Below are 24,797 nucleotides of genomic sequence, written 5' to 3'. Positions count from 1 at the left end.
TCCACCCTACCCGGAAAATTGATCAGCACCCTTAGTATCAGCTTGAATTTCGTAACACTCAAGCCTAGGTTGAGATTTGACTGCCACCGCAGCCAGACCATCATCCAGTGGAGGCTCACATGTCCGATTTGGAGCCGGAGTCCGCTCCCAGAGAGTCCGTGACGGGGCGTATGACTGAGTCCGCGAAGGGCGGGCGCAATGAGTCCACCATCGAAAAGCTGGACCGCAACTGGATGGAACTGCTGCAGGAACTGCGCGTGCTTCAGACCGGAGTGCAGATCCTGGCGGGCTTCCTGCTGACCCTGCCGTTCCAGTCCAGGTTCGAGACACTGGACGATTTCCAGACCACCCTCTACCTGGCCAACGTGGCGCTGGCCGCGCTCACCACGGCCCTGATCCTGCTGCCCGTGAGTGTGCACCGCCGCCTGTTCCGCCTGCACCTCCGTGCGGCACTGGTGTCCAGCGCGGACAGAATCGCCAAGGTTGCCCTGGCTGGCGTCGGGCTTCTCAGCGTCGGCACCTCCGCGCTGGTCTTCGACGTCACGGCGGGCCGGACAGCAGGCCTGGTTGCCGGAACGGTGCTGCTGGTCGTGCTGCTGATCCTGCTCGTCTACGTGCCCAGCAGGCTCCGCAGGCAGGCCGAAAAGGGGAACTGACGTGGCCAGCGCCGGAAGCCGGCACCGCAGCAATTCGCAGTTACGGACGCCGGGGAGCTGGGTGAAGGGCCACGGCCTGCTGCTGGCCAATGTCGGCCTGTTTGTGGTGTTTTTCGGCGGCATGATCTTCAGCGGAACGGCCGACTACAGCGCAGACCAGCTGGCCCACGGAGAATCTGCCGTGACGGTGCTGGGGTACGTCGGCACCGGCGCTTTCCTTGAGGCGACGTTTGAAAACTGGGAGTCCGAGTTCCTGCAGATGGGCATGTACGTCATCCTGACGGTGTTCCTGTTCCAGAAGGGATCCTCAGAGTCGAAGCCTTTGGGCCGGGAGGCCCCGCAGGACGCGGACCCCCGGGACGCGACCCTGAAACCGGCCACCCCTTGGCCCGTGCGGCGCGGAGGATGGGTCCTCAAGCTCTACGAACACTCGCTGTCGATCATGTTCCTGCTGTTCTTCCTGGCGTCCTTTGCGCTCCACGCCATCGGCGGCGCGGAGGAGTACAGCTCCGAGCAGCGGAGCCACGGCCAGGCTCCCGTCACGGTCCTGGAGTACCTGGCAACGAGCCGCTTCTGGTTTGAGTCCTTCCAGAATTGGCAAAGCGAGTTCCTGGCCGTCGCCGTCCTCGTCGGCGCGTCGGTGTACCTCCGCGAGCGGGGCTCCCCCGAATCCAAGCCGGTCGCGGAGCCGCACTATGAGACAGGCGCCTGAGCGTTCAGGCCCCTTCAAGCACCTGGCTCGTGGCCCAGGCAAGGTATTTCGCGGCGTTGGCGACGGCGTCGTCCGGGCTCCCGGCCAGGTCCAGCAGCTGCGCCGCCGCCACCACACCGTGATTGGCAAGGTCCTCCGGAGTGACCAGGATCCGTCCGGCAACCACTATCACCGGGATTCCAAGGCGCTGCGCGGCATCGGCGAGCGCAATCGGAGCCTTGCCGGTCAGCGACTGGGAGTCCAGTGAGCCTTCACCGGTGATCACAAGGTCAGCCTGCACGAGTTTGTCAGCCAGCCCGGTGAGTCCGGCCACGAGCTCGAAGCCGCCTTCCAGCGCGGCGTCGCTGAAGGCCAGGAACGACGCCGGGAAGCCGCCGGCTGCCCCGGCGCCCGGGATGTTGACGTCCCGGCCGGTGGACTGGCGCAGCACCGAGGCCCAGTTGCGGAGTCCGGCGTCCAGCAGTTCCACTGCGTCCGCGTCGGCGCCCTTCTGCGGGCCGAAGACATGGGCTGCCCCGTCGGGACCGACGAGCGGGTTCTGCACGTCGACAGCGATCCGGAAGGTGGCCGAGCGGAGCCGCGGATCGAGGCCGCTGACGTCGAGCTGCACCACTTCGGCGAGCGAACCGCCGCCGAGCGGCACCACGTTGCCGGCGGCGTCGAGCGGTTTCAGGCCCAGCGCGCGCAGGGCGCCGCTCCCGCCGTCGCTCATTGCCGAGCCGCCCAGGCCCAGCACGATCTCCGTTGCGCCGGCGTCGAGGGCGGCGGCGATCAGCTGGCCGCAGCCGTAGCTGTGCGCGCGGAGGGCGTTGGCCGGCGTGGGCTCCATGTGCGCCAGCCCGGAGGCCTGCGCGGTTTCGATCACGGCGGTAGCCCCGCCGAAGGCGTCCTTCCGGATCGCCCAGGCCGCGCCGACCGGCGCCAGGATCGGGCCCACTACTGCGTTCAGCCGCTCCTCGTACCCTGCGGCGACGGCCGCCTCGAGGGTTCCTTCGCCGCCGTCGGCCACCGGAAACTGGATGGTCTCCGCGTCGGGATAGACGCGCAGGGCTCCTTCGGCGATGGCGGCGGCGGCTTCGGCGGCGGTCAGGGAGCCCTTGAACTTATCCGGGGCGATCAAAATGCGCATGGTCCTATCCTGCCAGCAGCCCCGGACAGTGGCCGCACCGGCCCGGCGGGTTTCGGCCCGGGCCCGGCCGCCCCGACTGGCTGTCCCGCCGGGTTCAGCCGCTCCAGCCGCCGCGTTCCAGCAAGACTTCCTTGAGCAGGTCGGCGCGGTCGGTGACGATCCCGTCGACCCCGAGGTCCAGCAGCCGGTGCATTTCCGCGGGATCGTTGACGGTCCAGACGTGCACCTGCAGACCGTGCCGGTGCGCCCGCCTGACGAAGCCGGGCGTCACGACGGTCACGGCGCCGTATCTGACCGGGACCTGGAGGGCGTGGACGCCGCGGAGCGCACGTCCCGCGGTGAGGCGCAGCAGGGGCGCGGGCAGCACCGGCCCCAGCAGGACGAAAAGGGCGTTGGACACGATCCCGGCCGAGCCCGCGGCCGGGCGGCTTAACTGCTTCAGCACGGCACGGCGCCGGCGGTCCGAGAAGCTGGCGATCAGTACCCGGTCATGCAGGCCGAACCGTTCGATCGCCGCGGCCAGGGTATCCACCGAGTTCCAGTCCTTGACGTCAAGGTTGAACCGGACATCAGGGAAGGCCTCGGCTAGTTCTTCGAAGAGCGGGATGGGCTCCGCGCCCCCGATCCTCGCCCGGGCCACGGCTTCCGCCGGGAGCTCCGAGATCCGGCCGCGGCCGTCCGTGACCCGGTCCAGGGTGTCGTCGTGGAACAGCAGCAGGACGCCGTCGGCCGTGGTGTGCACGTCCGTCTCCAAATGCCGGAACCCCAGTTCGACGGCGGCGCGGAACGCCGCCATGGAGTTCTCCAGGCCGTCCCGGGAGAAGCCGCGGTGGGCCATGGCCACGGGAAGATCCGGGCCGTCACCGGCGCCAGGGCCGGAGGCAAAAAACGGGTGTGGGGTGCTCACTCCTGAAGCCTAGCGGAGCCCTGCGCGGCACGGCAGCACACGCCTCGGCACCCCAAGCGCCGGGAACGCCGAGGTGCTGAGTGGCGCAGCCCGGCAGGGGCTGGATCAGTTGGTGTGCGGGAAAATCTCCACGCCGTCGCTGCAGTGCACCAGCGTGCGGCCCCGGCCGCCGTCGAGGTCCACCCAGACGGCGGTGTGGTCCGCCGTGACGGCGTCCACCCGGCCTGCCGTCTCGTAGCCGGGCGCCAGCCGGACGCTGACCCGGTCGCCCCGCTGCAGGCTCTTCCAGTGCGCGTCCGGTGCCGCCGGGCGCAGGGGCGTGTCGTCCATGTTCTTCGTGCGGTACCTGGCCATGATGTCCCACTGTCAGTCGGCTGATCCGTCGTGAGGTTTCAGCGTAGGACGCCAAGGTGAACGCCAGTTGACCGGAAGCTGGGAGTCCGGTGTCTGCTCGGGCGGGACGGGTGGCCGGCGGGATGCTTGTCAGGGGCTCCGGGTCAAGGGAGTCGGACACCCAGTGCGGCCAGCTTGGCCTCGAGGATCTGGGCGACGCCGTCGTCGTCGAAGTGCGGGGCCTGCTGCCCGGCGGCGAGGATGGCTTCAGGGTGGCCGCTGGCCATTGCGTAGCCGTCGCCTGCCCAGCGCAGCATCTCAATGTCGTTGGGCATGTCCCCGAAGGCCACCACATCCGCGGAGGCGACGCCGAGGGAAGCCGCGTATTCGGCGAGGGTGACGGCCTTGTTGACGCCGGGCAGGGACAGCTCCAGGAGGGCGATGTTCGGCGCCGAGTGGGTGGCGGCGGCAAGGTGCGCTACGGCGGGCGTCACTTCGGCGAGGAACTCGTCGGCATTGCCCTCGCGGACAATGGCAAGGAATTTCACGACCGAGTCCGTCGCGGTGAGCGTGGTGTGCAGCGGCGCCGGGGTGACCTCGGCGAGCAGTTGGCTGGAGCCGTTCTCGATGAACCCCGGTTCCAGGTGGAAGCCGTCCAGTGTCTCGGCGGCGAACCGGGCGGAGGGGCGCAGCCGCTGGATGATGCGGCGGGCCTCGAACACGGCGTCGAGCTGCAGGCCCCGGGCCGAGATCAGGCGGTCCGCCTCGAGGTCCCAGACGACGGCGCCGTTGGAGCAGATGACGGTTCCGGCGTGCCCCAGCCGGTCCTGCAAAGGGTGGAGCCAGCGCGGCGGGCGTCCCGTGACGAAGACCAGCTCGATGCCGGCTTCCCGGCAGGCGTGGAACGCGCGGACGGTCCGGTCACTGATTTTTCCATCGTGGCCGAGGATCGTTCCGTCAATGTCACTTGCTACCAGCCGCATACCGCCAGTCTACGTTGGCGGCGCCGGCTCGGTCCCGGGCCTGGCCTCACACGTGCCTTGCCCGCCCTCGCCGACGTCGAAATCGCGGGACAAGTGCCAGGTCGCCGGAAGGAAACGGCGACCCCGCGGGTTTCCGGCGAACGCGGCGGCGCAGCACGGGCGTGGGCGCAGGTACGCCGCTCCGCCGGCAACCCGGGCCTAGTGGCGTTCGTAAATCCCGGTCAGGCTCGCCCGGGCCAGGGTGTGCGGGGCGAGCTTCGCTTCGAGCTTCGCGGGGTGGGCCCCGGCGTCGAGCCCGGAGTGCGCGACGTCGAGGGCATGGACCGTGACGATGTACCGGTGCGGGCCGTGGCCTTTTGGCGGGGCCGCCCCCATGTAACCGGTGCTGCCGCCGTCGTTCTTCAGCTGGAAGGCGCCCGGCGGCAGGTGCCCGCCTTGGCGCGAACCTGCCCCGGCCGGCAGAAACGTGGTGTTCGCGGGGAGGTCCAGCACGGCCCAGTGCCAGAACCCGCCGCGGCCCGGGGCGTCCGGGTCGAACACGGTGACGGCGTAGCTCAGGGTTCCGGCCGGGGCGCCGTTCCAGCTCAGCTGCGGCGACTCGTCCTTGGCGCCCGCGCCGGTGGAGGCGCCGCGCTGGGCCGGCGGCAGGATCTGGCCGTCCTGGAATGACTCACTGCTGACGCGGAAGGACGGGGCCTCGTGGTGTGTCATGGCTGCCTTTCAGTTGCTGGGAAGTTCTGCACTTTCAGGGTCTCTGCCAGCGGCGTCCCGGGGCGCCTGCGCGCCCAGCTCCATCCGGTTCAGTTCCGCACGGGTGGGCGGGTTGGCGCCGGCCCGGGACACGGTGACGGCGGCGGCCCAGGCGGCGTGGGCCAGGAGCTCCCGGAGGCTGCCGGCGGACAGCCCGCGCAGGTCCTTGCGGTTCTGCGCCCCGTCCAGGCCCAGGTCCACAATCGCGGAGAGGAGCGCTGCCATGAAGGAATCCCCTGCGCCGACAGTGTCCGCCACCTTCACGGACGGCGCCGGGAACTGCGCTTCGCCGGCGGCATTCACGCCCCACGGCCCCTGCGCGCCGCGGGTGACCACAACCATGGCGGGGCCCTCGGACCCGCCGAGCGAGAGCCAGCGCTTGGCCGAATCCAGCGGATCCTCGCCCGGGTACAGCCATTCGAGGTCCTCGTCCGAGGCCTTGACCACGTCAGCCAGCGTGACGAACTTTTCCGCCTGCCGGCGGGCGTAGTCCACGTCGGTGATGATGCTTGGCCTGCAGTTGGGGTCAAAGCTGATGGTGGCCAAAGGATGGGCATGCTCGACGGCGGAGAGCACATCGGCCGCCCCGGGAGCCAGCATGGTCGCAATCGAGCCGGTGTGCAGCAGGGTCGTTGCCTGCAGCATGAACGGCAGCCGGTCCGCGAGCCCGGGAAGCTCCCAGGCGAGCTCGAACGTGTAGCTGGCGGCGCCGTCGTCGTCGATCAGGGCGGTGGCCACGGACGTGGGGAGCTCGTCCGGTCCCACCGGAAGGAGCACCGAGCTGGACTTCAGGTGGGCCGCCACCGATTCACCGTAGGCGTCGCGGCCGTAGCGGCCGATGAACTGCACCGGATGATCCAGCCTGGCCAGTCCGACGGCGACGTTGAGAGGGCTTCCGCCCACATGGGCCTGGATTCCGGTGGAGCGCTGGACCACATCAACCAGGCCCTCGCCAATAACTGTGAGCATGCTCATACTCTGCCAGAGAACGCGGTCCGGCGCCCCAGTGTTTCGGTGCGCGGTTGTTCCGGTCTGGGGTCTCTCGTTCAAGCCGTCGGGCCCGCCGGCACGGGGGTGTTGTCCACCGGAATTCCTGCCCGTTCGGCGTCGTCGAATTTAGCGTCGATGTGGACCACATCCCTGCCCGCGCGCTGCAGCAGGCTCGCGGCGGTCCCGGCCCGGTAGCCGCTGGTGCAGTGCACCCACAGCCTCCCGGCAGGGACGGAATCCAGCCGACGCAGCAGCTCATGCAGCGGGATGTTGAGCGCCCCGGCCACCCGCGAGGCGGCGAACTCGTCGGCCCGCCGCACGTCGACGACGGTGTCCCCGGAAGCCCGGCCGGCGAGCACAGCGTCCCAGCCCACACGGGGGTAGGAGGCGAGGGCGGCGCGGGGTGCAAGCGCGTGCGGATCCGTTCCGAGGGCGGCGTCCGGGCGCTCGATGCCGATCCGGGAAAGGTCGCGGATGGCCTTTTCCACGTCGCCGCGGGATCCCACGAGGGTCAGTTGCTCGCCCCAGGGCAGGATCCAGCCCAGGTAGGTGCTGAAGCTGGTGCCGTATTCGAAGCTCACGCTGCCCAGCAGGTGGTTGCTGGCGAAGGCCACGCGGCGGCGCAGGTCCACCACCCACTCGCCGCCCTCCAGCCGGCGCATAAGTTCCGCGGCGTCGAGCGATTCGGGCACTGCCAGGTCCGCCGGGCCGGGCCCGGCGGCGTTGGTGACCCCCATGTGGGCGTAGTAGGAGGGGTAGGCCGTGAGGTTGGAGATGAGTTCCTGGACGAAATGGTCCTCATCCGGATCCGTCAGGGCGTGGTTGCTGGTGAGCTGTTCGCCGATGGTGGATCCTCCGGCGCGGCTGGCCGGACCCGAGGAGCAGAAGGAGCCGAACCCGTGGGTCGGGAACAACGCGGCCCCGGGCGCGGCCTCCGCGGCGAGGCGGCGCACCGAGGCGTACTGGTCATGCGCCAGGCCGGGCGTGTCCTCGGCGGCGACAAGGTCCGTGCGGCCGACAGAGCCGTAAAGCAGGCTTCCGCCGGAGAAGACGGCTTGCTGCTCGCCGTCGTCCACGATGAACGACAGGTGCGTGTGGGTGTGGCCCGGGGTGGCGACGGCCCTGACCGTCAGCGCACCGACCTGGACGACCTGCCCGTCCGTGATCGGCTTCCGCTCGAACGTCACCGGGTCTGCGGCGTTCACGAGGTAGCTCGCGCCGTGCGCCCGGGCCAGTTCGAGCCCGCCGGTCAGGTAGTCGTTGTGGATGTGGGTCTCGGCGACGTGCGTGATGGTGACGCCGGCGTCGCGGGCGGCCTCCTCCACGCGGTCCGTGTCCCGTTGCGGGTCGATGACCAGCGCAGAGGTGCCGTCATGGACGAGGTAGCTGCGGTCCCCGAGTTGCCTGGTCTCAATGACGACGACGTCCATGCTTTCCTCCTGCCGGGCCGCGCAGCCGCGGTCGACCGGGCGGTGGCGGGCTGCGCCCTCTTCATCATCAAACCCCCTGGGGTATGAACGCAAGCCCTCCCTTGTTGAGAAAGACGACTGTTGAGAAGAACGACTGCTAAGAAGAACGACTGCTGAGAAGAACGACGTCGACCGCGGCGGGCGCCGCCCGGCGCCGCCGAACGGGGTTCCGGGTCGCGGTGCACGGTTCGGGGCTACCCGGCGGTGCCGTCCTGTTGGTAGACGTCGGGGATCCCGTCGTGGTCCGAGTCGACTTTCTCCTCTTCTTCGGCCTGCCGGTACTGCCGGTTCCGGGTCCGCAGGACCGCTGTGGCAAGCAGGGCCGCCAGCACCGAGGCCGCGAGGATGCCCACCTTGGCGTGGTCGTCGTGGACGCTGCCGTGGCCGAAGCTCAGCTCTGCCACGAGGAGCGAAACGGTGAATCCGATGCCGGCCAGCAGGGAAACCCCGAAGACGTCGATCCACTTGAAGCTGGTGTCCAGCCGCGCCTTGGTCATTTTGGTGAGCAGCCAGGTTGTGCCCATGATGCCGATCGGTTTGCCGAGGACCAGCGCCAGGATGATGCCGACGGCCACCGGACTGGTCAGCGCCGAGCCCAGCCCTTCCCAGCCGCCCACCGCCACACCTGCGGAGAAGAACGCGAAGATCGGGACGGCCACACCGGCCGAGATCGGGCGGAACCGGTGCTCGAAGACCTCCGCGAGACCCGGGCCGGCCTCCGGGCCTCCGCTGGCCTGGGACCGCAGGACCGGGATGGCGACGCCGAGCAGCACGCCTGCCACTGTGGCGTGGATGCCGGACGCGTGGACCAGCGCCCAGGTGACGGCGCCCAGCGGCAGAAGAATCAGCCATGCGGCCGAGGCATTGATTTTGAAGAATCGCCGGTATTTGTGCGCCAGGTAGGTGTAGATGGCCAGCGGAATCAGGGCCAGCAGCAGCGGTATCGGGTGGAGTTCGCTCGTGTAGAAGACGGCGATGATGGTGATGGCGATCAGGTCGTCAACCACGGCCAGGGTGAGCAGGAAGATCCGGAGGGCGCTGGGCAGATGCGAGCCGATGATGGCCAGCACCGCAACGGCGAACGCGATGTCTGTGGCAGTGGGGATGGCCCAGCCGCGCAGGGTCTCCGGGCTGGCAAGGTTGACGATCGTGTAGATCAGCGCCGGGATGGCGACGCCGCCCACTGCCGCTGCCACCGGAACGATGGATTTGTTGATCTGCCGCAGGTCCCCGGCGATGAACTCGCGCTTGAGTTCGAGCCCCACGAGGAAAAAGAAGATGGCGAGCAGCCCGTCGGCCGCCCACGCGCCCAGGCTCAGTTCCAGATGCCACGGTTCGTAGCCGACCTTGAAGTCCCGGAGGGCGAAGTAGCTCTCGGAAACCGGCGAGTTGGCCCAGATAAGGGCGATCAGGGCTGCCGCGACGAGCAGGGCGCCGCCGACTGTCTCCTTGCGGAGGATCTCGCCGATCCGAAGGGATTCGGCGTAGCTGCCGCGGCCAAAGATGGTCAGAAGCGGGGGGCCGGGGGGAGGTGTGGTGTTCATGCGAGGGTCCTAAAAGTTGGGTCGGCAGAACTATGCCGACCAGACTTCCCGGCGCACCTGAACCCCAGTCTAGTGTCTCAGGGCATAGCCGGGTTCAGCCGAGCAGTATTTGCACCAGTTCGCGGCACTTCCGGTAGGCAGCGGCCTTCGGGTCGATCAGCGCGAAATGGTCCCCCGGGACCTTCAGGAGCTGGACCGGGGCGCCGGCCGCCTTGGCCGCCGCCGCATAGGAATCGGACTGGCTGACGGGTACCGTGTCATCGTCCGTGCCGTGGACGGCATACACGGGGACCTTCAGCGGCACCGCGCTCATCGGATCCGCGTATTTATGCCGTTTCGGGTATTTTTCCGAGGAGCCGCCCAGCAGATTGCTGACTGCGCCGTTGCTCAGGTTCAGCCGTTCGGCTTCGGCGAGGTTGAGCACCCCGGACTGGCTGACCACACCGGTCAGGTGCACCGCGCCGTCGTCGTCCTTGCGGAGCAGCTGGCGGTCCGCATCGGGGGCGCCGAGCTGCGCGAGGCGGCTGCGTCCCGCCGCCCAGACTGCGAGGTGTCCCCCGGCAGAGTGTCCCAGGGCCACCACCCGGTCCAGCCCGAGGCCGTGTTCACCGGCAATGTCGCCGAGCTTGTCGATTCCGGCGAGAACGTCGGAGAAGGTATGGGGCCAGCCGCCGCCGTTGCCGGCGCGGCGGTACTCAAGGTTCCACGCGGCCATGCCGTGCGCCGCAAGGTCCCTGGCCAGTGGTTCGCCGAGCTCCGCGCCGTACTGCGATCGCCAGTAGCCTCCGTGAATGACCACCACCACGCCCTTGATGGCGGCAGCATCCGGCAGGAAGAGTTCCCCCCACTGGCTGGAGTCATCGCCGTAGCTATACCTGTGCCGCTTCACACTGTCCTCCTTGGGGCCCGGTGAACAGGCGGCGGAGACCGCCCCCAGGGTCACCGTCGCTGCGGCCGCGATCAAAGCCCGACGCCGCACATCAGCCATGTGCCGAGCCTACCCTGAGCGCCGCGCGGCACAGCGTAAGGCCGTGGCCGGGTTGGCTGTGCGCGGGCGGCCGACGCGCGGGTCTCAGCCCGCCGGCGTCGCACCCCCGCCGTAAGCTGGACGCATGGCGAGCAATTGGGATCGACTGGACAAGAGCCTGCGCGAGTCCGTGCAGGAGAACGTGGAACTCTATGAGCGGGTGCGCCCCGCCCTGAAGCTGGTCACCCGCGAGGTCCTGCTGACGCTGCGGAGCATGCTCAAGGGCACTGAGGTGACGCCGTTGTTCGTCACCGGCCGCACCAAAACGGTCGAATCCTTCCGCGAGAAGATCTCCCGGACGGAGGAGCCGCTGGAGCCGGGCGGTCCGCCGGTGCTGAAGTTCCCGGACCCGTTCCGGACCCTGAATGACATGGTGGGCGTCCGCGTCATCACGAAGCTGCCGGCGGAAAACGCGGTGGTGGCCAACCTGATCAAGCGCCAGCGCCAGCTCTTCGACTGCCGCGGCGACCGCGAAAAGGACATCGGCTCGATCGAGTCGGGCACGTACGGCTATTCCAGCCGCCACCTGATCCTGCGGACCATCCAGAACGAGGCAGTCAAGGAGTACCAGCAGGCGTTCAACCCGGACGTCCCGCCGAACGGCAGCTACTTCTTCGAATGCCAGATCCGCACCGTTTTCGCACACGCCTGGAGCGAGATCGAGCACGACATCCGTTTCAAGGCCGAAGATCCGCGGGCCTGGACCCCACATTTCGACCGCCAGTTCACTGCCACGGCCGCCATGCTGGAAACCGTGGAGGGGGCTTTCGCGGACCTGCACGAACGATACGAAGAGGTCCGCAGCTACTGGGACATGGACGGCGAAGGCGCCGCGCAGCTCACCCCGAACCGGATCCGCGACGTCTGGCGCACGCTGCTGCCGCACGTGGACCGGAAGGTCGACGACGACTGGGGCTGGGCCGCGGAGCTTATGGCCGCCCACGGCCTCAACCAGACGATGCAGCTCGCCGGGCTGCTCAGCGCCAACCGGATCACCGAGGTCCGCAAGGCCCTGGACCACCGCTACTCCCCCGGCCCGGACCGGCTCCTCGATGACCTGCTGCTCTGGCAGTACGGCACCAAGCACATCGACCTCACCGCCGAACCGGCCGACGCCGTCCCGCACCCGCGGCGTGACAGCCTCCTGCGCCGGCTCAAGCAGATCGAGCGCTACCGCCTGACGCAGGGGTAGGGCATCCGGCGCGGAGACCAGACCGGCATCGAGTCCACGGGTGGTAGGTTCTGGGGACTATGACCTCGAGTGCGCGGATGACGATCATGGCCACACTATTGACGGCGGCCGGGCTGTTCTCGCTGCTGACGGGCGTCCTGGAGACAGCGCGGGTCTATTCCATCGAAGCAGCCGTCGATACCGGCCTGGCGAAGCTGGGTCTTGCAGCCATGATCATCGGCGGCCTGACCACCGCGGCGCTGGGTCTTGGCGTTCTGGTCGGACGCGGGCGGCCATCCCTTCCCCGGACCGTCGCGGTCGTTGCCGGATGGCTCATCATCTGGATTCCATTGACCATTGCCTTGGAAATCGCCACAGACGGGTTCTTGGAGTCCCAAATTGCGGCGACTGCCGTCTGCGTCGTCGGCATTCTCGAAGCTGCTGCAGCCGTCATCCGGCCGCGACGCAACGCCGCCGGGATCACGAACGCCGAGTGAATCCCCGTCTGCGCCTAGAGTTCGGTGGGCTCGAGCCGCTCTTCGAGCACTCCGGGAGATGAACCCCCTGATCGGTCCAGCGTCACGCGGTAAGCGGCTTTGCCGGGTGCTTCGGTGACCACCTCGGCCAGTTCCGTTCCCCGGTAAAGCAGGCCCACGCCGTCGTCGGTGCAGTGGGTCTCGCCCAAGGTTCCGTCCGCCACCAGGCGGTGCACGAGGGGACGCCGTGCGGCTTCGGAGTCGTAGTGGACGCCATTGTCGTAGGGCAGCAAGCCCAGGCCGTTGTTCACGGCACGAAGCTCGGGACCGAACGAGTCGGTCGTCCCGCCGTTGAACCAGCAGATCGAACCTGCCGAAACCCCGGCAAGGACGACTCCGGCTTCCCAGACGCGCCGGAAGATCGAATCCAGTTCGTGGGCGCGCCAGACGGCGAGGAGGTTGACCACCGAGCCGCCGTTGACCCAGACAACATCCTGGCCGAGCAGGTACTCCTCGACGTTGGCAACGTTGGGCATGGTGAACAGGTTCAGGTGCGTGAGCTGGAAGCCGGCTGCGTTCCCCGCCTCGCTGACCTCGTTGTTGAACCACCGCTGGTCGCCGCTGGCCGTTCCGACGTGCGCGATCCTGGGCGCCCGCCCGGTGACGCCGGACAAATCGACGGCGTGATGGACCAGCTTGTTGAATTCCAGGCGGGTCCGCGCCCCCGGCTTGTAACCTCCGGAGGTTGCTAGGATGGTCGGGCTGTCGGCAGCCATAGGTATTGTCTCCTTGGTCGGGGAAATGCGGTCTTGGAGTCGAGCGTACCGAAGCGCCCATCGTCACGGCGTTCCGGCCCCCGCCCGGCGTTTCCCCGCCTGCCCGCCTGCCTGCCTGCCTGCCTGCCTGCCTGCCTGCCTGCGCGAATTCTCCCCACTTTGAAACAGCGACGCCGGTACTCACCGGCGATTCGGCGCGACACACTGGGTGCCCGTTCCAATGGTGGGGAAATTCCGGCGTCGAGGGCGGCTGCCCACGGCCTACCTGTGGGCGTACGTGAGGCAATCGGCGTTGTCGACACCCGGGCCCACGTGCACCTCGGTCGCTTTGCACATCAGGTGGTCGTTATGCGCGCATTCAGAACGCTGGCAGGCGCCGACGTCGGCCAGCACCTTGGGCAGCCCGCCATGCACGCCGATATCGATGAAGGTGGCGCAGGAGGCGTGATCTTCAGCGCCACCGACGGTAATGGCGGCGGCGTTGCAGTTGGAGTGGTCGTTGAAGGAGCAATTGGTCACGCTGCAGTCGGCTACGTGCGTCGTCATTGGATCTTCCTCCGGGGAGTCGGCCACCCGGGCCGGGCGGCTCCGTCTGTCCACGGTAGGCCTGTCCACGGCAAACAAAAAAGGCCCAATCGTGTGCCCTAATACCGGGACCGGGCACGGGGTCGGCGCGTCATGCCTCCGGGCGCTGGAACCGGGCGACGTACTTCCGCTGCCACGGAGTCTCGACGGCGCCCCGGCGGTAGCGGGCGCGCACGAAGGCCACGGCCTCCGCGGGCGGAACGCCGTCCATGACAGCAAGGCAGGCCAGGGCGGTGCCGGTCCGGCCGCGGCCGCCCCAGCAGGCGACCTCGACCCGCTCGTCCTCGGCGCGGCGCCAGGCCTCCGTGAGCGCGTCCAGGGTGTCCGCGTCGTCGGCCGGCAGGCGCAAATCCCGCCAGCGGACCCATCTGGAATCCCACGCCACCGGCGCCGGGCGCCGTCCCAGCAGGTACAGGCCAAACTCGGGCCGCGGGCCGGCCGGAAACGGCTGGAGCAGTCCGCGGCCGCGGATGAGCCGCCCGGAGGGAAGCTCCAGGACTCCCTGCTGGCCCGGATCCCAGGTCTGCGTCATGTTCCCGAGCGTAGCCCTTCCGCCTGCAACCCGCACCGTGTGCGTTCCTGCCCGGTTACTCCCCCGGCCACGGCGCAAAATGCCCGGCAAATCCGCGGGGCACGCCGGGCATTTCCGGGTCCGGCGCCCAGCAACTGGGCAGGAGCCCGCCGGTCCAATGCGGTACGGCGGGAGAAGTTCTGGCGGGGCGACCCGTCCGTCCTTAGAGTGACCGGAGGAACCCAAAGCCCGCTGAGAGGAAGTCCCGTATGTCGTTCCAGGCCTATCTCGACACCATCGAAGACAAGACCGGCCTCACACCGCGCCAGCTCGTGGAGATCGCCGAGGAAAAGGGATTCGCGGGCCCGTCAGTGAAGGCGGGGACCATCCTCGAATGGCTCAAGCAGGACTACGGGCTGGGCCGCGGCCACGGCATGGCGCTGGTCCACGTCATCAAGAACGGGCCCCGGATCGATTCGAAGCATGTCGGGTCCTCCGGCGTGCACCGCGATGGGTCGGACACGCTCTGGCTGGACGGCAAGGCGAGCAAACCAGCGCCCTGACAACACAGGGCGTTCCTTACAAGCCAGGATGGGGCCGGAAACGCGCTGACACGCCGGTCCTTTGCGCGCGTCGGCGGAGGCAACCGGGCAGGAACGCAGCCCAGCCGCCGGAGCCGGGCTTCCCACGGCCTTGCCATGGTGCCGGTACTTCCCGGTGATGGCATCCAGCGAGGCGACGGTGGAGCCGTCCCACAGGTGGCGGGCGAACGGCACTATCGCCACCAGCACCCCGACGCCGATCGCCAGCTTGTGGCAACCGCGGGAAGGCAGGGCCAAAAAATCTGACATAAACGGCGCGGGGCAGTCACGAACTGGCTCTCGGTCGTCCGCACTGGCACCATTTCTTGGATGCTTGAGGCAACCAAATCACGTGAGTCCACCCCGGAGACCGCCGCCGCCGCGGTCCCGGCTAATCCCGCCCTCGCCGCCGAGGCCAGGATCGCCCGCATCGCGGTCACCGTCTTCCCGTTGCTCGTCGTCGCCGCGGGCGTCGCCGGCTACCTGCTGCCGGGCGTTTTCAAGCCTCTGGGGCCCGGCGTGCCGTATCTGCTGGGCATCATCATGTTCTGCATGGGCCTGACACTGACCCCGCCCGACTTCGCGTCCGTGGCCAAGCGTCCCTGGGCCGTGGTCCTCGGCATCGTGGCGCACTACGTCATCATGCCCGGCGCCGGCTGGCTCATCGCCGTCGCCCTGGACCTCCCGCCGGAACTGGCCGTGGGGCTGATCCTCGTCGGCTGCGCACCCTCGGGCACCGCCTCCAACGTGATGGCGTTCCTGGCCAAGGGCGACGTTGCCCTCTCGGTCGCCGTCGCTTCCGTGTCCACGCTGATCGCCCCGGTCGTGACGCCGCTGCTGGTCCTGTTCCTGGCCGGGTCTTACCTGCAGATCGACGCCGGCGCCATGGTCCTGGACATCGTCAAGACGGTTCTCCTGCCCGTGATCGCGGGCCTGCTGGCACGCCTGTTCCTCAAGAAGCTCGTGGCCAGGGTGCTGCCGGCCCTGCCCTGGGCCTCCGCCGTCGTCATTTCACTGATTGTCGCGATTGTGGTGGCCGGCAGCGCCAGCAAGATCGTCGCGGCCGGCGGGATCGTGTTCCTCGCTGTGGTGCTGCACAACGGCTTCGGCCTCGGCCTCGGCTATCTGGCCGGCAAGCTGGGGCGCTTGGATGACAAGGCCCGCCGGGCGCTGGCCTTCGAGGTTGGCATGCAGAACTCGGGTCTGGCCGCCACCCTGGCGACGGCGCATTTCAGCCCGCTGACCGCGCTGCCGTCCGCGGTGTTTTCGCTCTGGCACAACATCTCCGGCGCGATCGTCGCCGCCTGGCTGGCGCGGCGCCCGCTGCGAGACGCGTAGCTTACTGCGCCCGTCCGGGCACCTAGCCGCGGAGACGGGAGAGCAGCCGGGCGACGGCCTGCCCGGCGAGGGCATCCGCCGTCGCGGGCGTCCCCGGCGCCAGGACGTCGACGCCGTCCGGCGGCACGGTGTCCGAGAGGAGCAGTTGGGCAACGCCGCGGTCCACGAGTTCCATCATTGTCTCGAGGTCGGCGGCGGTGCGCTCGGCCGGAACGGAGCCGAGGATGACGCCGTCGGCGCCGCCGGCAAGCATAAACTGACGCCAGCTCTCTCCCACGAGGATGACCGGCTGGTAGCCGTGCCGGGGAAGGATGCTGGCCGCGGCGGTGGCCAGATCCCGGTCCCGGGCGTCCTCGAGGTCGGTGATGGCCAGGGCGACGACGTCGGTGCGGCCGCGCCGCATCCCGCGGGCGGCCTGGTTGGGCACATAGCCCAGTTCATGGGCCGCGGCATGGACGCGGTCCTGGGTGGGCTGGCTGATCCGGGTGTTGCCGCCGGGGCGGCCGGACAGCACATAAGAGACCGTGGTCAGGGACACTCCTGCGGCCTCCGCGACGTCGCGGATGGTGGGCTTGGATCCGTGCCGCACTGATGACTCCCGGGTACTTCTCCGCCACGGATTCGCGGCTGCTGAGGGCTGATTCCCCCTGAATTCTAGCGGGAGATCTCGCAAGGGGCCGCCAGTCCGCCTGGTCCTTTGTTAAGGGGTGTGTACTGCCCTGCTCCGCCGACCGTCCGAAAGGCGTAGCGTTCAAAGATGGCAGAGGACAGATACACCACCGAGCGGGATTCCTTCGGGCGGCTCCTGGCAGACCGCGAAGTCTGGCGGCAGGCCGGCACGATCCCGGCGGCCGGCGAGCTCACCGCTCGCTGGCTGGAGAGCCGCAGCGAGTACCAGCCGGGGACCTTCACTCCCGGTTTCGACGCCGAAACGAGGGCCATCGCTGCAGGGCTCGCGGAACTGAACCGGAACAGCCTTTTCACCAGGGAGTCGCAGCCCGGCTTGCTCGCCGAGGGCCATGCGCAGCGGGCTTACGTGACGGGGTTCTGCAGTGCGGAGTCGGCGTCGGCGCTCTTGGACCTGTCCACCCGGACCGGCCTGGTCACCGTGGCGCACGCTCCCGGGGAAACCAGCCAGGCCTCCATCCCGGTGACGCTGTGGAACGACGACGTGGTGACGGTCCTTGGCAGCAGTGAAGGCCCGGTCAGCGAAGAACAGCTCCGGGACTGGACCGAGGAGGCCAACGAGACCCTCGCCCTGCTGCTGGCCGAGTCCTGGTACGTTGAAGTCTTCGACCCGGTCTGGGGCCGGAACGGGGTGCTCTTGCCCGCGGTACTCGAGGCGTTGCAGGGCGCGGAACCGGGCAGCCGGGCTTAGTCCCCGCCGATGCCGGCGGCCTCGTCCAGGGTGTGCGGCTCGAAGTGCTCCAGCATGTCCTTCATCGCCTCGATGCCCTGGGTGTACACGGCGGACGCCCGCCACTGCTCGACCTGTTCCAGGGATTCCCACGGGCCGGTGCTGATGAACCGGTTCCGGACGTCGTGGTCATGCATCAGCACAGCCTTCGCATGCGGGAAGTCCTCCTGGGTCTTCCGGGCCAGATCCCGCCACGCCTGCACGAAATCATTCTCGCGGCCCGGGTGCACCAACCAGATTCCCAGCGTATAAACCGACACGTCGATCGCCTCCAAAGTCTGCACGGGGTGGATACCCCCGATTATCGGCCCGCCCGAAAGCCGGCCGGTAGGGCCGATTTACCCGATGCCGGACTCCCCCAGCGGGAAAACGCCGTGGGAAAAGCCCGTGGGAAAAATCGGTGCGCGGGACGCCGGGAGTTTGTAGTCTGGGGCCATGACTGCGACCAAGGAGAAGGTAGACGGGTTCTTCGAGCGCTACGCCGCGGCGCTGCTGGCACGCGATGCCAAGGCGATCGCCGGCATGTACGCGGTGCCGTCGCTCATCCTGTTCCCCGGCACGTCGATCCCGGTCAGCGACTCCCGCCAGACCGAGGAGTTCTTCGCTTCCGCCTTCGGCCAATACGCCGGAGTGGACGACGTCGACCAGCAGATCGTGATCATGGGCGAGGCACCGGGCACCGTCTGGGCGGACGTCACGTGGTCCTACGCCGGCCGGCAGCCCGAGCGGTTCTGCTACCAGCTGATCGAATCAACCGACGGGTACCGGATCGCCGTACTCACGCTGATGGCCTGAGGCCGGATGCCGGTGTCCGGCGCCGCCTGAGTCCGACCGGCCCCCAAAACAAACAACGCGGGGTCACTTAGCGTCCATCCTTAGGCTCGGGATGGGCGCTAAATGACCCCGCGTTGTCCGATCAGATCAGGCGGAGACCCGGTCCACCAGGGCGGAGTGGGCCTCGCGGACTGCCGGGACGCCGTCGCCGTCCTGGCCGTACAGCCAGTCGTTGTACTGGAAGTCGTTGTCCTTCCGGCTCTTGAAGAGCAGGTTGCGCAGGGTCCGGGCCAGCCCGGAGACGTGCCAGGATTCGCCCCAGACGCGAGCGGTGCGCTGGACCCGAGCGGTGCGGCCGGCGCGAATGGTGTTGAACTCCTTGATCGCACCGTCCCAGGCTGCCGGGTTGACGCCGTCGGCGGTGAAGACGGTGCCGACGGTGGCGTCCTGCAGCACAGCGGCGTCCTCAAGCGCCTGGCAGGCGCCCTGGGCGAGGTACTGGAGCATCGGGTGCGCGGCGTCGCCCATCAGGACCATCCGGCCGGCGACCCAGTTTTCGATCGGGTCGCGGTCGTACATGGGCCAGCGGATGCCGGTGGCCAGGTTCTTCAGCGCTTCCTGGACGGCCGGGACGCAGTCCTTGTAGGCGACCTCCAGCTCGTCGACGCCGCCGTACTGCTCTTCGCCGCGCTCGAAGGAGGCGGACTTGAAGACGGCAACGGTGTTCAGCAGCTCGCCTTTGCGTAGCGGGTACTGCACGAGGTGGCAGTCCGGGCCGAGGTAGACGATGACGTCCTCGAGGTCGGCCTTGGGCGTGTCCGCGGTGATCGGGACGGTGCCGCGGTAGGCGACATAGGCGGAGGGGACCGGCTCGTCGCTGGCCACGAGCGGGCGGAGGGTGGACTTGAGCCCGTCGGCGCCGATCACGACGTCGGCCTCGTAGTCCACGCCGGCGGCGGTGTGCGCGACACCGCGGCCGTTGACGGTTTCCACGCTTTCGACCATGACGTCGTTGACGAGCTTGACGCCGGCCGCCTCGCAGCCTTCGAGCAGGACGCGGTGCAGGTCGCTGCGGTGGATCACGACGTACGGCGCGCCGTAACGGTCAGCGAATTCACCGTTGAGGGTCTGGCGGGTGAGCTCCTCACCGGTGACGGCGTCGCGGAAGACCAGGTGCTTGGGCTGGACGCCGATTTCGAGGGCCTTCTCCAGGAGGCCCCAGCGCTTCAGCACGCGGGAGGCGTTGGGTGCCATCTGCAGGCCCGCGCCGACCTCGCCGAATTCGGGGGCCCGCTCCACCAGGGTGACGTTGGCGCCGTTCTCCCGCAGCGCAAGGGCCCCGGCCAGTCCGGCCATTCCCCCTCCGATGACGAGGACATCGGTGGACTCTGCACCGGTGGACTGGACGTGCTCAGACATTGCTTGCTCCTGTTGATGAGGGTGAGATTGACGATTTGGCTTTGAGTTTGAGGCCGACGGCGGCCAGCAGGACCGCTGCGATCGCGGCTGCCCCGGCGAAGGCGAGGAAATTGGAATTGACGCCCAGCCCGGCTGCCAGCAGGAGGCCTCCGACCTGGGGCGCGGCGACGGCGCCGATGCGGCCCGTCCCCAACGCCCAGCCCAGCGCGGTGCCGCGCAGGTGGCCGGGATAGTGGCTCGCCACTGCGGCGATGATCAGGCATTGCGTGCCGTGGGTTCCGACGCCGGCGAGGACCAGCATGAGGTACACGACGGTGACCGGGGGTCCCGCGACCAGCACCATCAGTGCGCCGGCGGCGACGGCGGCCGCGGCGATGGCGGTCGGCACCGGGCCGAAGCGGGTCCCGGCCCAGGCCGTGATGACCGAACCGGCCACCGCCCCGAGGTTGAGGGCCAGGGCGAAGGTCAGGGCGGAACCCAGGTTGTAGCCGGCAAGCTGCATGAGGTTGGGCAGCCAGGTGCCCAGCCCGTACCAGGCAAACAGTGTGGCGATCGTCGCCAGGGCGAACAGTATGCTGACCCCCAGGTACGGGGCGCGGAGCAGGGACGAGAAGCCGGACGGCTCCTTGAACTTCTTGCCCGCCGCCTTGCGGGCGGCCTTATCTGCGGCGCTGGCCGGGGTCAGCGTCTCCGGAAGGTATTTGAGTCCCAGCGGCACCACGATCACCAGGGCCAGCCCGGCCACGAGGAACATGGATTCCCAGCCGAAGGCGGGGATCAGCTGGATGCCGACGAGGGCGGCAATGGATCCGCCGATCGGGACTCCGGACATCATCAGGGTGGCGATGGTCGACCGCCATTTGGTGGGGACAAGTTCGGCAACGAGGGCGTTGGCCGAGGGCACCAGGCCGCCGAGCCCGATGCCGGCGAGGAGCCGCAGGGCGCCGAAGACGGCGGCGTTGGGGGCGAACGCGCACAGGACGGTGAAGACCGAGAAGACGACGGCGCAGCCCAGGATGGTGCGGCGGCGGCCCCAGGAGTCGGCCATGCGGCCGGCGAAGATCGCCCCGATCATCATGCCGAGGAAGGCCATGGAACCGATGGTTCCGGCGGTGGCCTTCGTCAGGCCCCAGCCGGTCTCCGAGATCAGCGAGGACTGGACGGTGCCATAGACGATCAGGTCGTAGCCGTCGAAGACCACCAGGAGCCAGCAGACGAAGACGGCGGCGGCCGAGCCCTTGGAGAACCGGGATGCTGGCCCGTCAGCGGAAGTGGGGGCGGGAGCCCCCGGCGAGGACCGGTGCGGCGCTGCAGCGGAAGGTGTGTGATTCATGCCACTAACTGTCCTAGCCGCCGCAGGTGAACCACAATACAATTCTGATGTGCAGAACAAGCCCGCGTCCAAGTCGTCCAGGAAGCCCGTGCAGAAGCGGCCGACCTATTCAATCGAGGCGGTCGACAACGCGCTGCAGCTCCTGCAGCTGCTCCGCGACGTCGGGACACTTCGGCTCAAGGACGCCGCCGAGGAGCTGGGGGTGGCCCCGTCCACCGCCCACCGCCTCCTGGCGATGCTGGTCTACCGGGGTTTCGCGGTGCAGGACGAAACCCGCCGTTACGTGCCGGGTCCGGCGATGGGCGTCGGACCCGCCGGGCTGAGCTGGACCAGGCTGCTCCGCTCGCTGGCCCAGCCGCACATGGAACTGCTCTCCGCGCGGCTCGACGAGACGGTCAACCTTATGGTGCGGGTGGGGACGAAGGTGCGCTTCCTGGCCACCGTCGAGGGAAACAACGTGTTGCGGGTTGGTGACCGGCAGGGGACCGTGATGCCCGCCAACAAAACTTCCGGAGGCAAGGCCATGCTGGCCGAACTGGAACCCCAGATGATCGACCAGCTCTTCCGCAGCAACAATGCCGAGATCGGCGGGGACACCATTCCGGCCCCGGAGTACGCTGCGTTCCTGCGCGAGCTGGAGTCCATCCGCAGCAACGGCTTCGCCGCCAACTTCGAAGGCACCGAGGATGGTGTGAGCGCCCTCGGCATGGCCCTGCACAACCGGCACGGCCACGTGGTCGGCGCGCTCAGCGTCGCCACTCCCGCGACGCGTTTCCGCAGGGTGTTCGACGCCGGACTCGTCCCCGCCATGCGGGAAACCTGCCGGCAGCTGGAGATCGATATCGCGGCCAATCCGGCCGAGCCGGACTGACAGTCAGCCCAACGATTCTGTCCAGCAGAATATGTTGGGGGTCACACTGCCCCCGTCCGTAGAGTCGAACTACGCCAATGAACTGTTCTGACCCTACCGAGGAGGCCTCCGTGTCCATCAGCGCCGAGAACACGACTCACGAATCAGTGGCCGCCGGGCACACTGCCCCGGAGCCGACGCCCGAAGAAGCCGCCCAGCTGCAGGAGCTCTACCGGGATTTTGACCGCGAGAACCTGATCCCGTTGTGGACCGAGATCGCGGACCTCATGCCCATGGTCCCGAGCCCCAAGGCGGTGCCCCACGTCTGGCGGTGGAGCGACCTGTATCCGCTGGCCGCCCGCGCCGGCGACCTGGTCCCCGTGGGCCGCGGCGGCGAACGCCGCGCGATCGCCCTGGCCAACCCCGGCCTCGGGAACACCCCCTACGCCACCCCCACGCTGTGGGCAGCCATCCAGTACCTCGGCGCCCGCGAGACCGCTCCGGAACACCGCCACTCCCAGAACGCCTTCCGCTTCGTGGTCGAGGGCGAAGGCGTCTGGACCGTAGTGAACGGCGACCCGGTCCGGATGTCCCGCGGCGACTTCCTGCTGACCCCGGGCTGGAACTTCCACGGCCACCACAACGACACCGATGAGCCCATGGCCTGGATCGACGGCCTGGACATCCCGTTCGTGCACTACGCCGACGCCGGCTTCTTCGAGTTCGGCACCGAGCGCGTCACCGACGAAGCCACCCCGGACATCTCCCGCTCCGAGCGGCTCTGGGCGCACCCGGGGCTGCGTCCGCTCTCCGGGCTGGATGACACCACCAGCTCCCCCATCGCCGCCTACCGCTGGGAATACACCGACCGCGCACTGCGGGAGCAGCTGCTGCTCGAGGACGAGGGCCACCCGGCCACCGTGTCCCAGGGCCACGCCGCTGTCCGCTTCACCAACCCCACCACCGGCGGCGACGTGATGCCCACCATCCGGGCCGAATTCCACCGCCTCCGCGCCGGCGCTATCACCGAAGCTGTCCGCGAGGTCGGCTCCAGCGTCTGGCAGGTCTTCGAGGGCCGCGGCTCCGTGGTCCTCAACGGCGAAACCAGGACCCTGGAAAAGGGCGACCTGTTCGTCGTCCCGTCCTGGACTCAATGGTCGCTTCAGGCCGAGACGGAGTTCGATCTCTTCCGCTTCAGCGACGCCCCCATTTTCGAACGGCTGAACTTCAACCGCACCTACATCGAAGGACGCAACAACAAATGAGACTCCTCACCCTCCGCACTGAAACCGGCACCAAGGCCGTGCGCCAGGACGGCGACACCCTGACCGAGATCGACGGCTTCGCCGACGTCGGAGCGCTGCTCCGCACCGAAGGCTGGGAAGCGACCGCGCAGAACGCCTCCGGCGCCACGCACCCGCTCGAGGGCGCTGACCTGGCCGCCGTGGTCCCTTCCCCCGGCAAGATCATCTGCGTGGGCCACAACTACCGCAACCACATCAAGGAAATGGGCCGGGAAGTCCCCGAGTTCCCCACCCTGTTCGCCAAGTACCAGGAATCCCTGATCGGCCCGAACGACGACCTGGCGCTGCCCCAGGAATCCGACACGGTCGACTGGGAGTCCGAACTCGCCGTCGTGATCGGCAAGAAGGGCCGCCGGATCAGCGAAGCCGACGCCGCCGGCCACATCGCCGGGTACGCCGTGCTGAACGACGTGTCCATGCGCGACTACCAGTTCCGCACCATCCAGTGGCTGCAGGGCAAGACCTGGGAGAAGTCCACCCCGTTCGGCCCTGCCCTGGTCACCAAGGACGAGTTCAACGGCGGCCTCATGACCACCGCGGTCGACGGCGAAATCCAGCAGCAGACGCCCACCAACGACGTCGTCTTCACGCCGGAATTCCTGGTCTCCTACATCTCCACCATCATCACGCTGAACCCGGGCGACGTCATCGCCACCGGCACCCCCGGCGGAGTGGGCCACGCCCAGGACCCGAAGCGCTACCTGCAGGAGGGCCAGATCCTGGTCACCAGCATCGAGGGACTGGGACAGCTGAAGAACCGCGTGGTCAAGGAAGCCTGATGGTTGCCCGCCACGACCAGACGACGGACCCGGAGCTGCTGGCGGGCCTGCTGCAGGCGCGCCGGGGTACGGCGTTCTTCGCCCGCAAGCTCAACGAGCTCAGTGACGCGGAGCTCGACGGCGACTCGCTGCTGCCGGGCTGGACCCGCCGCCACATCACGGCGCACATCGGCTACAACGCCCGGGCCATTGCCCGGCTCATCGAGTGGGCGGCCACCGGGGTGGAAACCCCGATGTACGCCTCCACCGACGTCCGGGACCACGAGATCGACTTCGGCGCCACGCTGAGCCCGATCGCACTGCGGCATCTCTTCGACCACTCCGCCGTGCACCTGAACGTCGAATGGCGGGACCTGCCCGAGAACGCCTGGCGCCACTTGGTCCGGACCATCCAGGGCCGCGAGGTGCCCGCCACCGAAACGGTCTGGATGCGCAGCCGCGAAGTCTGGATGCACGCCGTCGACCTGGCCAACGGCGCCGCCTTCACCGACATCCCGGCCCCCGTGCTGGAACGGCTCCTGAAGGACATCACCGGCGCCTGGAAGACCCGCGGCACGGATACGGGTCTCGTGGTCAAGGTGACGGACCGCGACCTCACGCTCGGGGACACGACGTCGGCGTCCCCGACGGTGGTGTCGGGACCGCTGGCGGCCGTCGTCGAATGGGCCGCAGGCCGCGGCAACGGCGGCGTCACCGCCGTCGGGCCGGGCGCTGGATCCAACTGCACGGTTCCGGCCGCGCCCAAGTGGATCTGAGGCCAGCTAAACGATCGACAAAGCGGGAGGCCCCTCCGCTTGAATTGTTCAGGCGAAGGGGCCTCCCATTTTCGTGTTTGGTCGCCTCCCTCCGGGGGCACTTTGAGGTCGATGGTGATGAGCAGCAGGGCGATCGGGGCGATCAGGACCGCAACGCCTGCGGCCCAAGAAGGAAGACCATGGCGTAGCAGGTGGAAAGCATAGGCTTCGGCTGGGGCCGGCCCTGCC

At 68.6% G+C, this 24,797-nt stretch carries 28 protein-coding genes; 12 read left to right on the top strand and 16 right to left on the bottom strand.

Features of this window, described 5'->3' with window-relative positions:
• Window positions 1-170: 170 nt before the first annotated feature.
• A complete protein-coding gene (locus LDO13_RS00620) occupies window positions 171-656 on the top strand; it encodes a DUF6328 family protein (RefSeq protein ID WP_224048172.1) in 486 nt (161 codons plus the stop codon).
• A 1-nt stretch (window position 657) separates the two neighbouring features.
• On the top strand, window positions 658-1,368 hold the full coding sequence (locus LDO13_RS00615; RefSeq protein WP_224048171.1) for a DUF6766 family protein: 711 nt from the start codon (window positions 658-660) through the stop codon (window positions 1,366-1,368).
• 4 nt (window positions 1,369-1,372) lie between these two features.
• Here the strand turns inward: LDO13_RS00615 and LDO13_RS00610 are convergent, their stop codons facing one another.
• The 9 genes from LDO13_RS00610 to LDO13_RS00570 all read right to left on the bottom strand — a co-directional run bounded on the left by LDO13_RS00610 (window position 1,373) and on the right by LDO13_RS00570 (window position 10,362).
• Window positions 1,373-2,497, bottom strand: coding sequence for a glycerate kinase (locus tag LDO13_RS00610; RefSeq protein WP_224048170.1), 1,125 nt, complete (start codon window positions 2,495-2,497; stop codon window positions 1,373-1,375).
• Window positions 2,498-2,591: 94 nt separating this feature from the next.
• Entirely contained in the window at window positions 2,592-3,335 is a 744-nt protein-coding gene (locus tag LDO13_RS00605) for a glycerophosphodiester phosphodiesterase (RefSeq protein ID WP_224049847.1), read from the bottom strand.
• Between the two features lie 174 nt (window positions 3,336-3,509).
• Window positions 3,510-3,758, bottom strand: coding sequence for a hypothetical protein (locus LDO13_RS00600; protein ID WP_224048169.1), 249 nt, complete (start codon window positions 3,756-3,758; stop codon window positions 3,510-3,512).
• 143 nt (window positions 3,759-3,901) lie between these two features.
• Complete coding sequence (locus LDO13_RS00595) at window positions 3,902-4,720, bottom strand: HAD family hydrolase (RefSeq protein WP_224048168.1); 819 nt, start codon at window positions 4,718-4,720, stop codon at window positions 3,902-3,904.
• A gap of 198 nt (window positions 4,721-4,918) precedes the next feature.
• Complete coding sequence (locus LDO13_RS00590; protein WP_224048167.1) at window positions 4,919-5,431, bottom strand: YbhB/YbcL family Raf kinase inhibitor-like protein; 513 nt, start codon at window positions 5,429-5,431, stop codon at window positions 4,919-4,921.
• A 9-nt stretch (window positions 5,432-5,440) separates the two neighbouring features.
• The gene (locus tag LDO13_RS00585) at window positions 5,441-6,439 is read right to left on the bottom strand and encodes a carbohydrate kinase (protein WP_224048166.1); all 999 of its coding nucleotides are present in this window, start codon (window positions 6,437-6,439) and stop codon (window positions 5,441-5,443) included.
• A 77-nt stretch (window positions 6,440-6,516) separates the two neighbouring features.
• The gene (locus LDO13_RS00580) at window positions 6,517-7,890 is read right to left on the bottom strand and encodes an MBL fold metallo-hydrolase (RefSeq protein ID WP_224048165.1); all 1,374 of its coding nucleotides are present in this window, start codon (window positions 7,888-7,890) and stop codon (window positions 6,517-6,519) included.
• A 233-nt stretch (window positions 7,891-8,123) separates the two neighbouring features.
• Window positions 8,124-9,473, bottom strand: coding sequence for a Na+/H+ antiporter NhaA (gene nhaA / locus LDO13_RS00575; RefSeq protein WP_224048164.1), 1,350 nt, complete (start codon window positions 9,471-9,473; stop codon window positions 8,124-8,126).
• A gap of 94 nt (window positions 9,474-9,567) precedes the next feature.
• Entirely contained in the window at window positions 9,568-10,362 is a 795-nt protein-coding gene (locus LDO13_RS00570) for an alpha/beta hydrolase (protein ID WP_224049846.1), read from the bottom strand.
• 223 nt (window positions 10,363-10,585) lie between these two features.
• Between LDO13_RS00570 and LDO13_RS00565 the strand changes: the two genes are divergently transcribed.
• Together LDO13_RS00565 and LDO13_RS00560 are read left to right on the top strand one after the other, a co-directional pair.
• Window positions 10,586-11,692: a RelA/SpoT domain-containing protein gene (locus LDO13_RS00565; RefSeq protein WP_224048163.1), complete on the top strand. Its 1,107-nt coding sequence runs from the start codon at window positions 10,586-10,588 to the stop codon at window positions 11,690-11,692.
• Window positions 11,693-11,769: 77 nt separating this feature from the next.
• Window positions 11,770-12,168 (top strand): hypothetical protein, encoded by a 399-nt coding sequence (locus LDO13_RS00560; protein ID WP_224048162.1) that lies wholly within the window; start codon window positions 11,770-11,772, stop codon window positions 12,166-12,168.
• A gap of 14 nt (window positions 12,169-12,182) precedes the next feature.
• On the opposite strand, the gene LDO13_RS00555 is transcribed toward LDO13_RS00560, so the two are convergent.
• The 3 genes from LDO13_RS00555 to LDO13_RS00545 form a co-directional block, all read right to left on the bottom strand.
• Window positions 12,183-12,923 (bottom strand): peptidase E, encoded by a 741-nt coding sequence (locus tag LDO13_RS00555; protein WP_224048161.1) that lies wholly within the window; start codon window positions 12,921-12,923, stop codon window positions 12,183-12,185.
• Window positions 12,924-13,184: 261 nt separating this feature from the next.
• The gene (locus LDO13_RS00550) at window positions 13,185-13,469 is read right to left on the bottom strand and encodes a DUF1540 domain-containing protein (protein WP_056428399.1); all 285 of its coding nucleotides are present in this window, start codon (window positions 13,467-13,469) and stop codon (window positions 13,185-13,187) included.
• A gap of 130 nt (window positions 13,470-13,599) precedes the next feature.
• Window positions 13,600-14,040: a protein phosphatase gene (locus tag LDO13_RS00545; RefSeq protein ID WP_224048160.1), complete on the bottom strand. Its 441-nt coding sequence runs from the start codon at window positions 14,038-14,040 to the stop codon at window positions 13,600-13,602.
• A 248-nt stretch (window positions 14,041-14,288) separates the two neighbouring features.
• Between LDO13_RS00545 and LDO13_RS00540 the strand changes: the two genes are divergently transcribed.
• Both LDO13_RS00540 and LDO13_RS00535 read left to right on the top strand, forming a co-directional pair.
• Window positions 14,289-14,582, top strand: coding sequence for a DUF4287 domain-containing protein (locus tag LDO13_RS00540; protein ID WP_224048159.1), 294 nt, complete (start codon window positions 14,289-14,291; stop codon window positions 14,580-14,582).
• 348 nt (window positions 14,583-14,930) lie between these two features.
• The gene (locus LDO13_RS00535; RefSeq protein ID WP_224048158.1) at window positions 14,931-15,938 is read left to right on the top strand and encodes a bile acid:sodium symporter family protein; all 1,008 of its coding nucleotides are present in this window, start codon (window positions 14,931-14,933) and stop codon (window positions 15,936-15,938) included.
• A 22-nt stretch (window positions 15,939-15,960) separates the two neighbouring features.
• On the opposite strand, the gene LDO13_RS00530 is transcribed toward LDO13_RS00535, so the two are convergent.
• Window positions 15,961-16,527, bottom strand: a complete 567-nt coding sequence (locus tag LDO13_RS00530; protein WP_224048157.1) for a LacI family DNA-binding transcriptional regulator — start codon at window positions 16,525-16,527, stop codon at window positions 15,961-15,963.
• 168 nt (window positions 16,528-16,695) lie between these two features.
• Here LDO13_RS00530 and LDO13_RS00525 point away from each other — a divergent pair, with 168 nt between their 5' ends.
• On the top strand, window positions 16,696-17,316 hold the full coding sequence (locus LDO13_RS00525; RefSeq protein WP_224048156.1) for a hypothetical protein: 621 nt from the start codon (window positions 16,696-16,698) through the stop codon (window positions 17,314-17,316).
• Here LDO13_RS00525 and LDO13_RS00520 read toward each other — a convergent pair.
• Window positions 17,313-17,639, bottom strand: coding sequence for an antibiotic biosynthesis monooxygenase (locus tag LDO13_RS00520; RefSeq protein WP_224048155.1), 327 nt, complete (start codon window positions 17,637-17,639; stop codon window positions 17,313-17,315). The two genes, LDO13_RS00525 and LDO13_RS00520, sit on opposite strands and share 4 nt — an antisense overlap.
• A gap of 151 nt (window positions 17,640-17,790) precedes the next feature.
• Here LDO13_RS00520 and LDO13_RS00515 point away from each other — a divergent pair, with 151 nt between their 5' ends.
• Window positions 17,791-18,150, top strand: coding sequence for a hypothetical protein (locus tag LDO13_RS00515; protein ID WP_224048154.1), 360 nt, complete (start codon window positions 17,791-17,793; stop codon window positions 18,148-18,150).
• 126 nt (window positions 18,151-18,276) lie between these two features.
• On the opposite strand, the gene LDO13_RS00510 is transcribed toward LDO13_RS00515, so the two are convergent.
• Both LDO13_RS00510 and LDO13_RS00505 read right to left on the bottom strand, forming a co-directional pair.
• Window positions 18,277-19,548, bottom strand: a complete 1,272-nt coding sequence (locus LDO13_RS00510) for an FAD-dependent oxidoreductase (RefSeq protein WP_224048153.1) — start codon at window positions 19,546-19,548, stop codon at window positions 18,277-18,279.
• Window positions 19,541-20,881 (bottom strand): aromatic acid/H+ symport family MFS transporter, encoded by a 1,341-nt coding sequence (locus tag LDO13_RS00505; protein WP_224048152.1) that lies wholly within the window; start codon window positions 20,879-20,881, stop codon window positions 19,541-19,543. The genes LDO13_RS00510 and LDO13_RS00505 overlap by 8 nt, the downstream gene beginning before the upstream one ends.
• Before the next feature lie 49 nt (window positions 20,882-20,930).
• Here LDO13_RS00505 and LDO13_RS00500 point away from each other — a divergent pair, with 49 nt between their 5' ends.
• From LDO13_RS00500 to LDO13_RS00485, 4 genes are all read left to right on the top strand, one after another.
• Entirely contained in the window at window positions 20,931-21,752 is an 822-nt protein-coding gene (locus LDO13_RS00500; RefSeq protein ID WP_224048151.1) for an IclR family transcriptional regulator, read from the top strand.
• Between the two features lie 110 nt (window positions 21,753-21,862).
• Entirely contained in the window at window positions 21,863-22,996 is a 1,134-nt protein-coding gene (locus LDO13_RS00495) for a cupin domain-containing protein (protein ID WP_224048150.1), read from the top strand.
• Window positions 22,993-23,814 carry a fumarylacetoacetate hydrolase family protein gene (locus LDO13_RS00490; RefSeq protein ID WP_224048149.1) on the top strand — a complete coding sequence of 274 codons (822 nt, stop codon included), beginning with the start codon at window positions 22,993-22,995 and terminating at the stop codon, window positions 23,812-23,814. The genes LDO13_RS00495 and LDO13_RS00490 overlap by 4 nt, the downstream gene beginning before the upstream one ends.
• On the top strand, window positions 23,814-24,569 hold the full coding sequence (locus LDO13_RS00485) for a maleylpyruvate isomerase family mycothiol-dependent enzyme (protein WP_224048148.1): 756 nt from the start codon (window positions 23,814-23,816) through the stop codon (window positions 24,567-24,569). The genes LDO13_RS00490 and LDO13_RS00485 overlap by 1 nt, the downstream gene beginning before the upstream one ends.
• Window positions 24,570-24,797 lie beyond the last annotated feature (228 nt).

This window comes from Arthrobacter sp. NicSoilB4, from assembly GCF_019977335.1.
Lineage (GTDB): Bacteria > Actinomycetota > Actinomycetes > Actinomycetales > Micrococcaceae > Arthrobacter.
The sequence above is the reverse complement of the archived record's forward strand: the minus strand, read 5'-3'. Positions and strand labels throughout refer to the sequence as shown.

What these genes read in the sequence shown, in the direction of transcription:
- LDO13_RS00620 (WP_224048172.1), top strand. Translation starts at nt 171, where the DNA reads ATGACTGAGTCCGCGAAGGGCGGGCGCAATGAGTCCACCATCGAAAAG.
- LDO13_RS00565 (WP_224048163.1), top strand. Translation starts at nt 10,586, where the DNA reads ATGGCGAGCAATTGGGATCGACTGGACAAGAGCCTGCGCGAGTCCGTG.
- LDO13_RS00560 (WP_224048162.1), top strand. Translation starts at nt 11,770, where the DNA reads ATGACGATCATGGCCACACTATTGACGGCGGCCGGGCTGTTCTCGCTG.
- LDO13_RS00535 (WP_224048158.1), top strand. Translation starts at nt 14,931, where the DNA reads ATGCTTGAGGCAACCAAATCACGTGAGTCCACCCCGGAGACCGCCGCC.
- nhaA (WP_224048164.1), bottom strand. Translation starts at nt 9,473, where the DNA reads ATGAACACCACACCTCCCCCCGGCCCCCCGCTTCTGACCATCTTTGGC.
- LDO13_RS00505 (WP_224048152.1), bottom strand. Translation starts at nt 20,881, where the DNA reads ATGAATCACACACCTTCCGCTGCAGCGCCGCACCGGTCCTCGCCGGGG.
- LDO13_RS00605 (WP_224049847.1), bottom strand. Translation starts at nt 3,335, where the DNA reads ATGGCCCACCGCGGCTTCTCCCGGGACGGCCTGGAGAACTCCATGGCG.
- LDO13_RS00595 (WP_224048168.1), bottom strand. Translation starts at nt 4,720, where the DNA reads ATGCGGCTGGTAGCAAGTGACATTGACGGAACGATCCTCGGCCACGAT.
- LDO13_RS00590 (WP_224048167.1), bottom strand. Translation starts at nt 5,431, where the DNA reads ATGACACACCACGAGGCCCCGTCCTTCCGCGTCAGCAGTGAGTCATTC.
- LDO13_RS00485 (WP_224048148.1), top strand. Translation starts at nt 23,814, where the DNA reads ATGGTTGCCCGCCACGACCAGACGACGGACCCGGAGCTGCTGGCGGGC.
- LDO13_RS00510 (WP_224048153.1), bottom strand. Translation starts at nt 19,548, where the DNA reads ATGTCTGAGCACGTCCAGTCCACCGGTGCAGAGTCCACCGATGTCCTC.
- LDO13_RS00515 (WP_224048154.1), top strand. Translation starts at nt 17,791, where the DNA reads ATGACTGCGACCAAGGAGAAGGTAGACGGGTTCTTCGAGCGCTACGCC.
- LDO13_RS00600 (WP_224048169.1), bottom strand. Translation starts at nt 3,758, where the DNA reads ATGGCCAGGTACCGCACGAAGAACATGGACGACACGCCCCTGCGCCCG.
- LDO13_RS00555 (WP_224048161.1), bottom strand. Translation starts at nt 12,923, where the DNA reads ATGGCTGCCGACAGCCCGACCATCCTAGCAACCTCCGGAGGTTACAAG.
- LDO13_RS00580 (WP_224048165.1), bottom strand. Translation starts at nt 7,890, where the DNA reads ATGGACGTCGTCGTCATTGAGACCAGGCAACTCGGGGACCGCAGCTAC.
- LDO13_RS00545 (WP_224048160.1), bottom strand. Translation starts at nt 14,040, where the DNA reads ATGACGCAGACCTGGGATCCGGGCCAGCAGGGAGTCCTGGAGCTTCCC.
- LDO13_RS00490 (WP_224048149.1), top strand. Translation starts at nt 22,993, where the DNA reads ATGAGACTCCTCACCCTCCGCACTGAAACCGGCACCAAGGCCGTGCGC.
- LDO13_RS00550 (WP_056428399.1), bottom strand. Translation starts at nt 13,469, where the DNA reads ATGACGACGCACGTAGCCGACTGCAGCGTGACCAATTGCTCCTTCAAC.
- LDO13_RS00610 (WP_224048170.1), bottom strand. Translation starts at nt 2,497, where the DNA reads ATGCGCATTTTGATCGCCCCGGATAAGTTCAAGGGCTCCCTGACCGCC.
- LDO13_RS00585 (WP_224048166.1), bottom strand. Translation starts at nt 6,439, where the DNA reads ATGCTCACAGTTATTGGCGAGGGCCTGGTTGATGTGGTCCAGCGCTCC.
- LDO13_RS00525 (WP_224048156.1), top strand. Translation starts at nt 16,696, where the DNA reads ATGGCAGAGGACAGATACACCACCGAGCGGGATTCCTTCGGGCGGCTC.
- LDO13_RS00540 (WP_224048159.1), top strand. Translation starts at nt 14,289, where the DNA reads ATGTCGTTCCAGGCCTATCTCGACACCATCGAAGACAAGACCGGCCTC.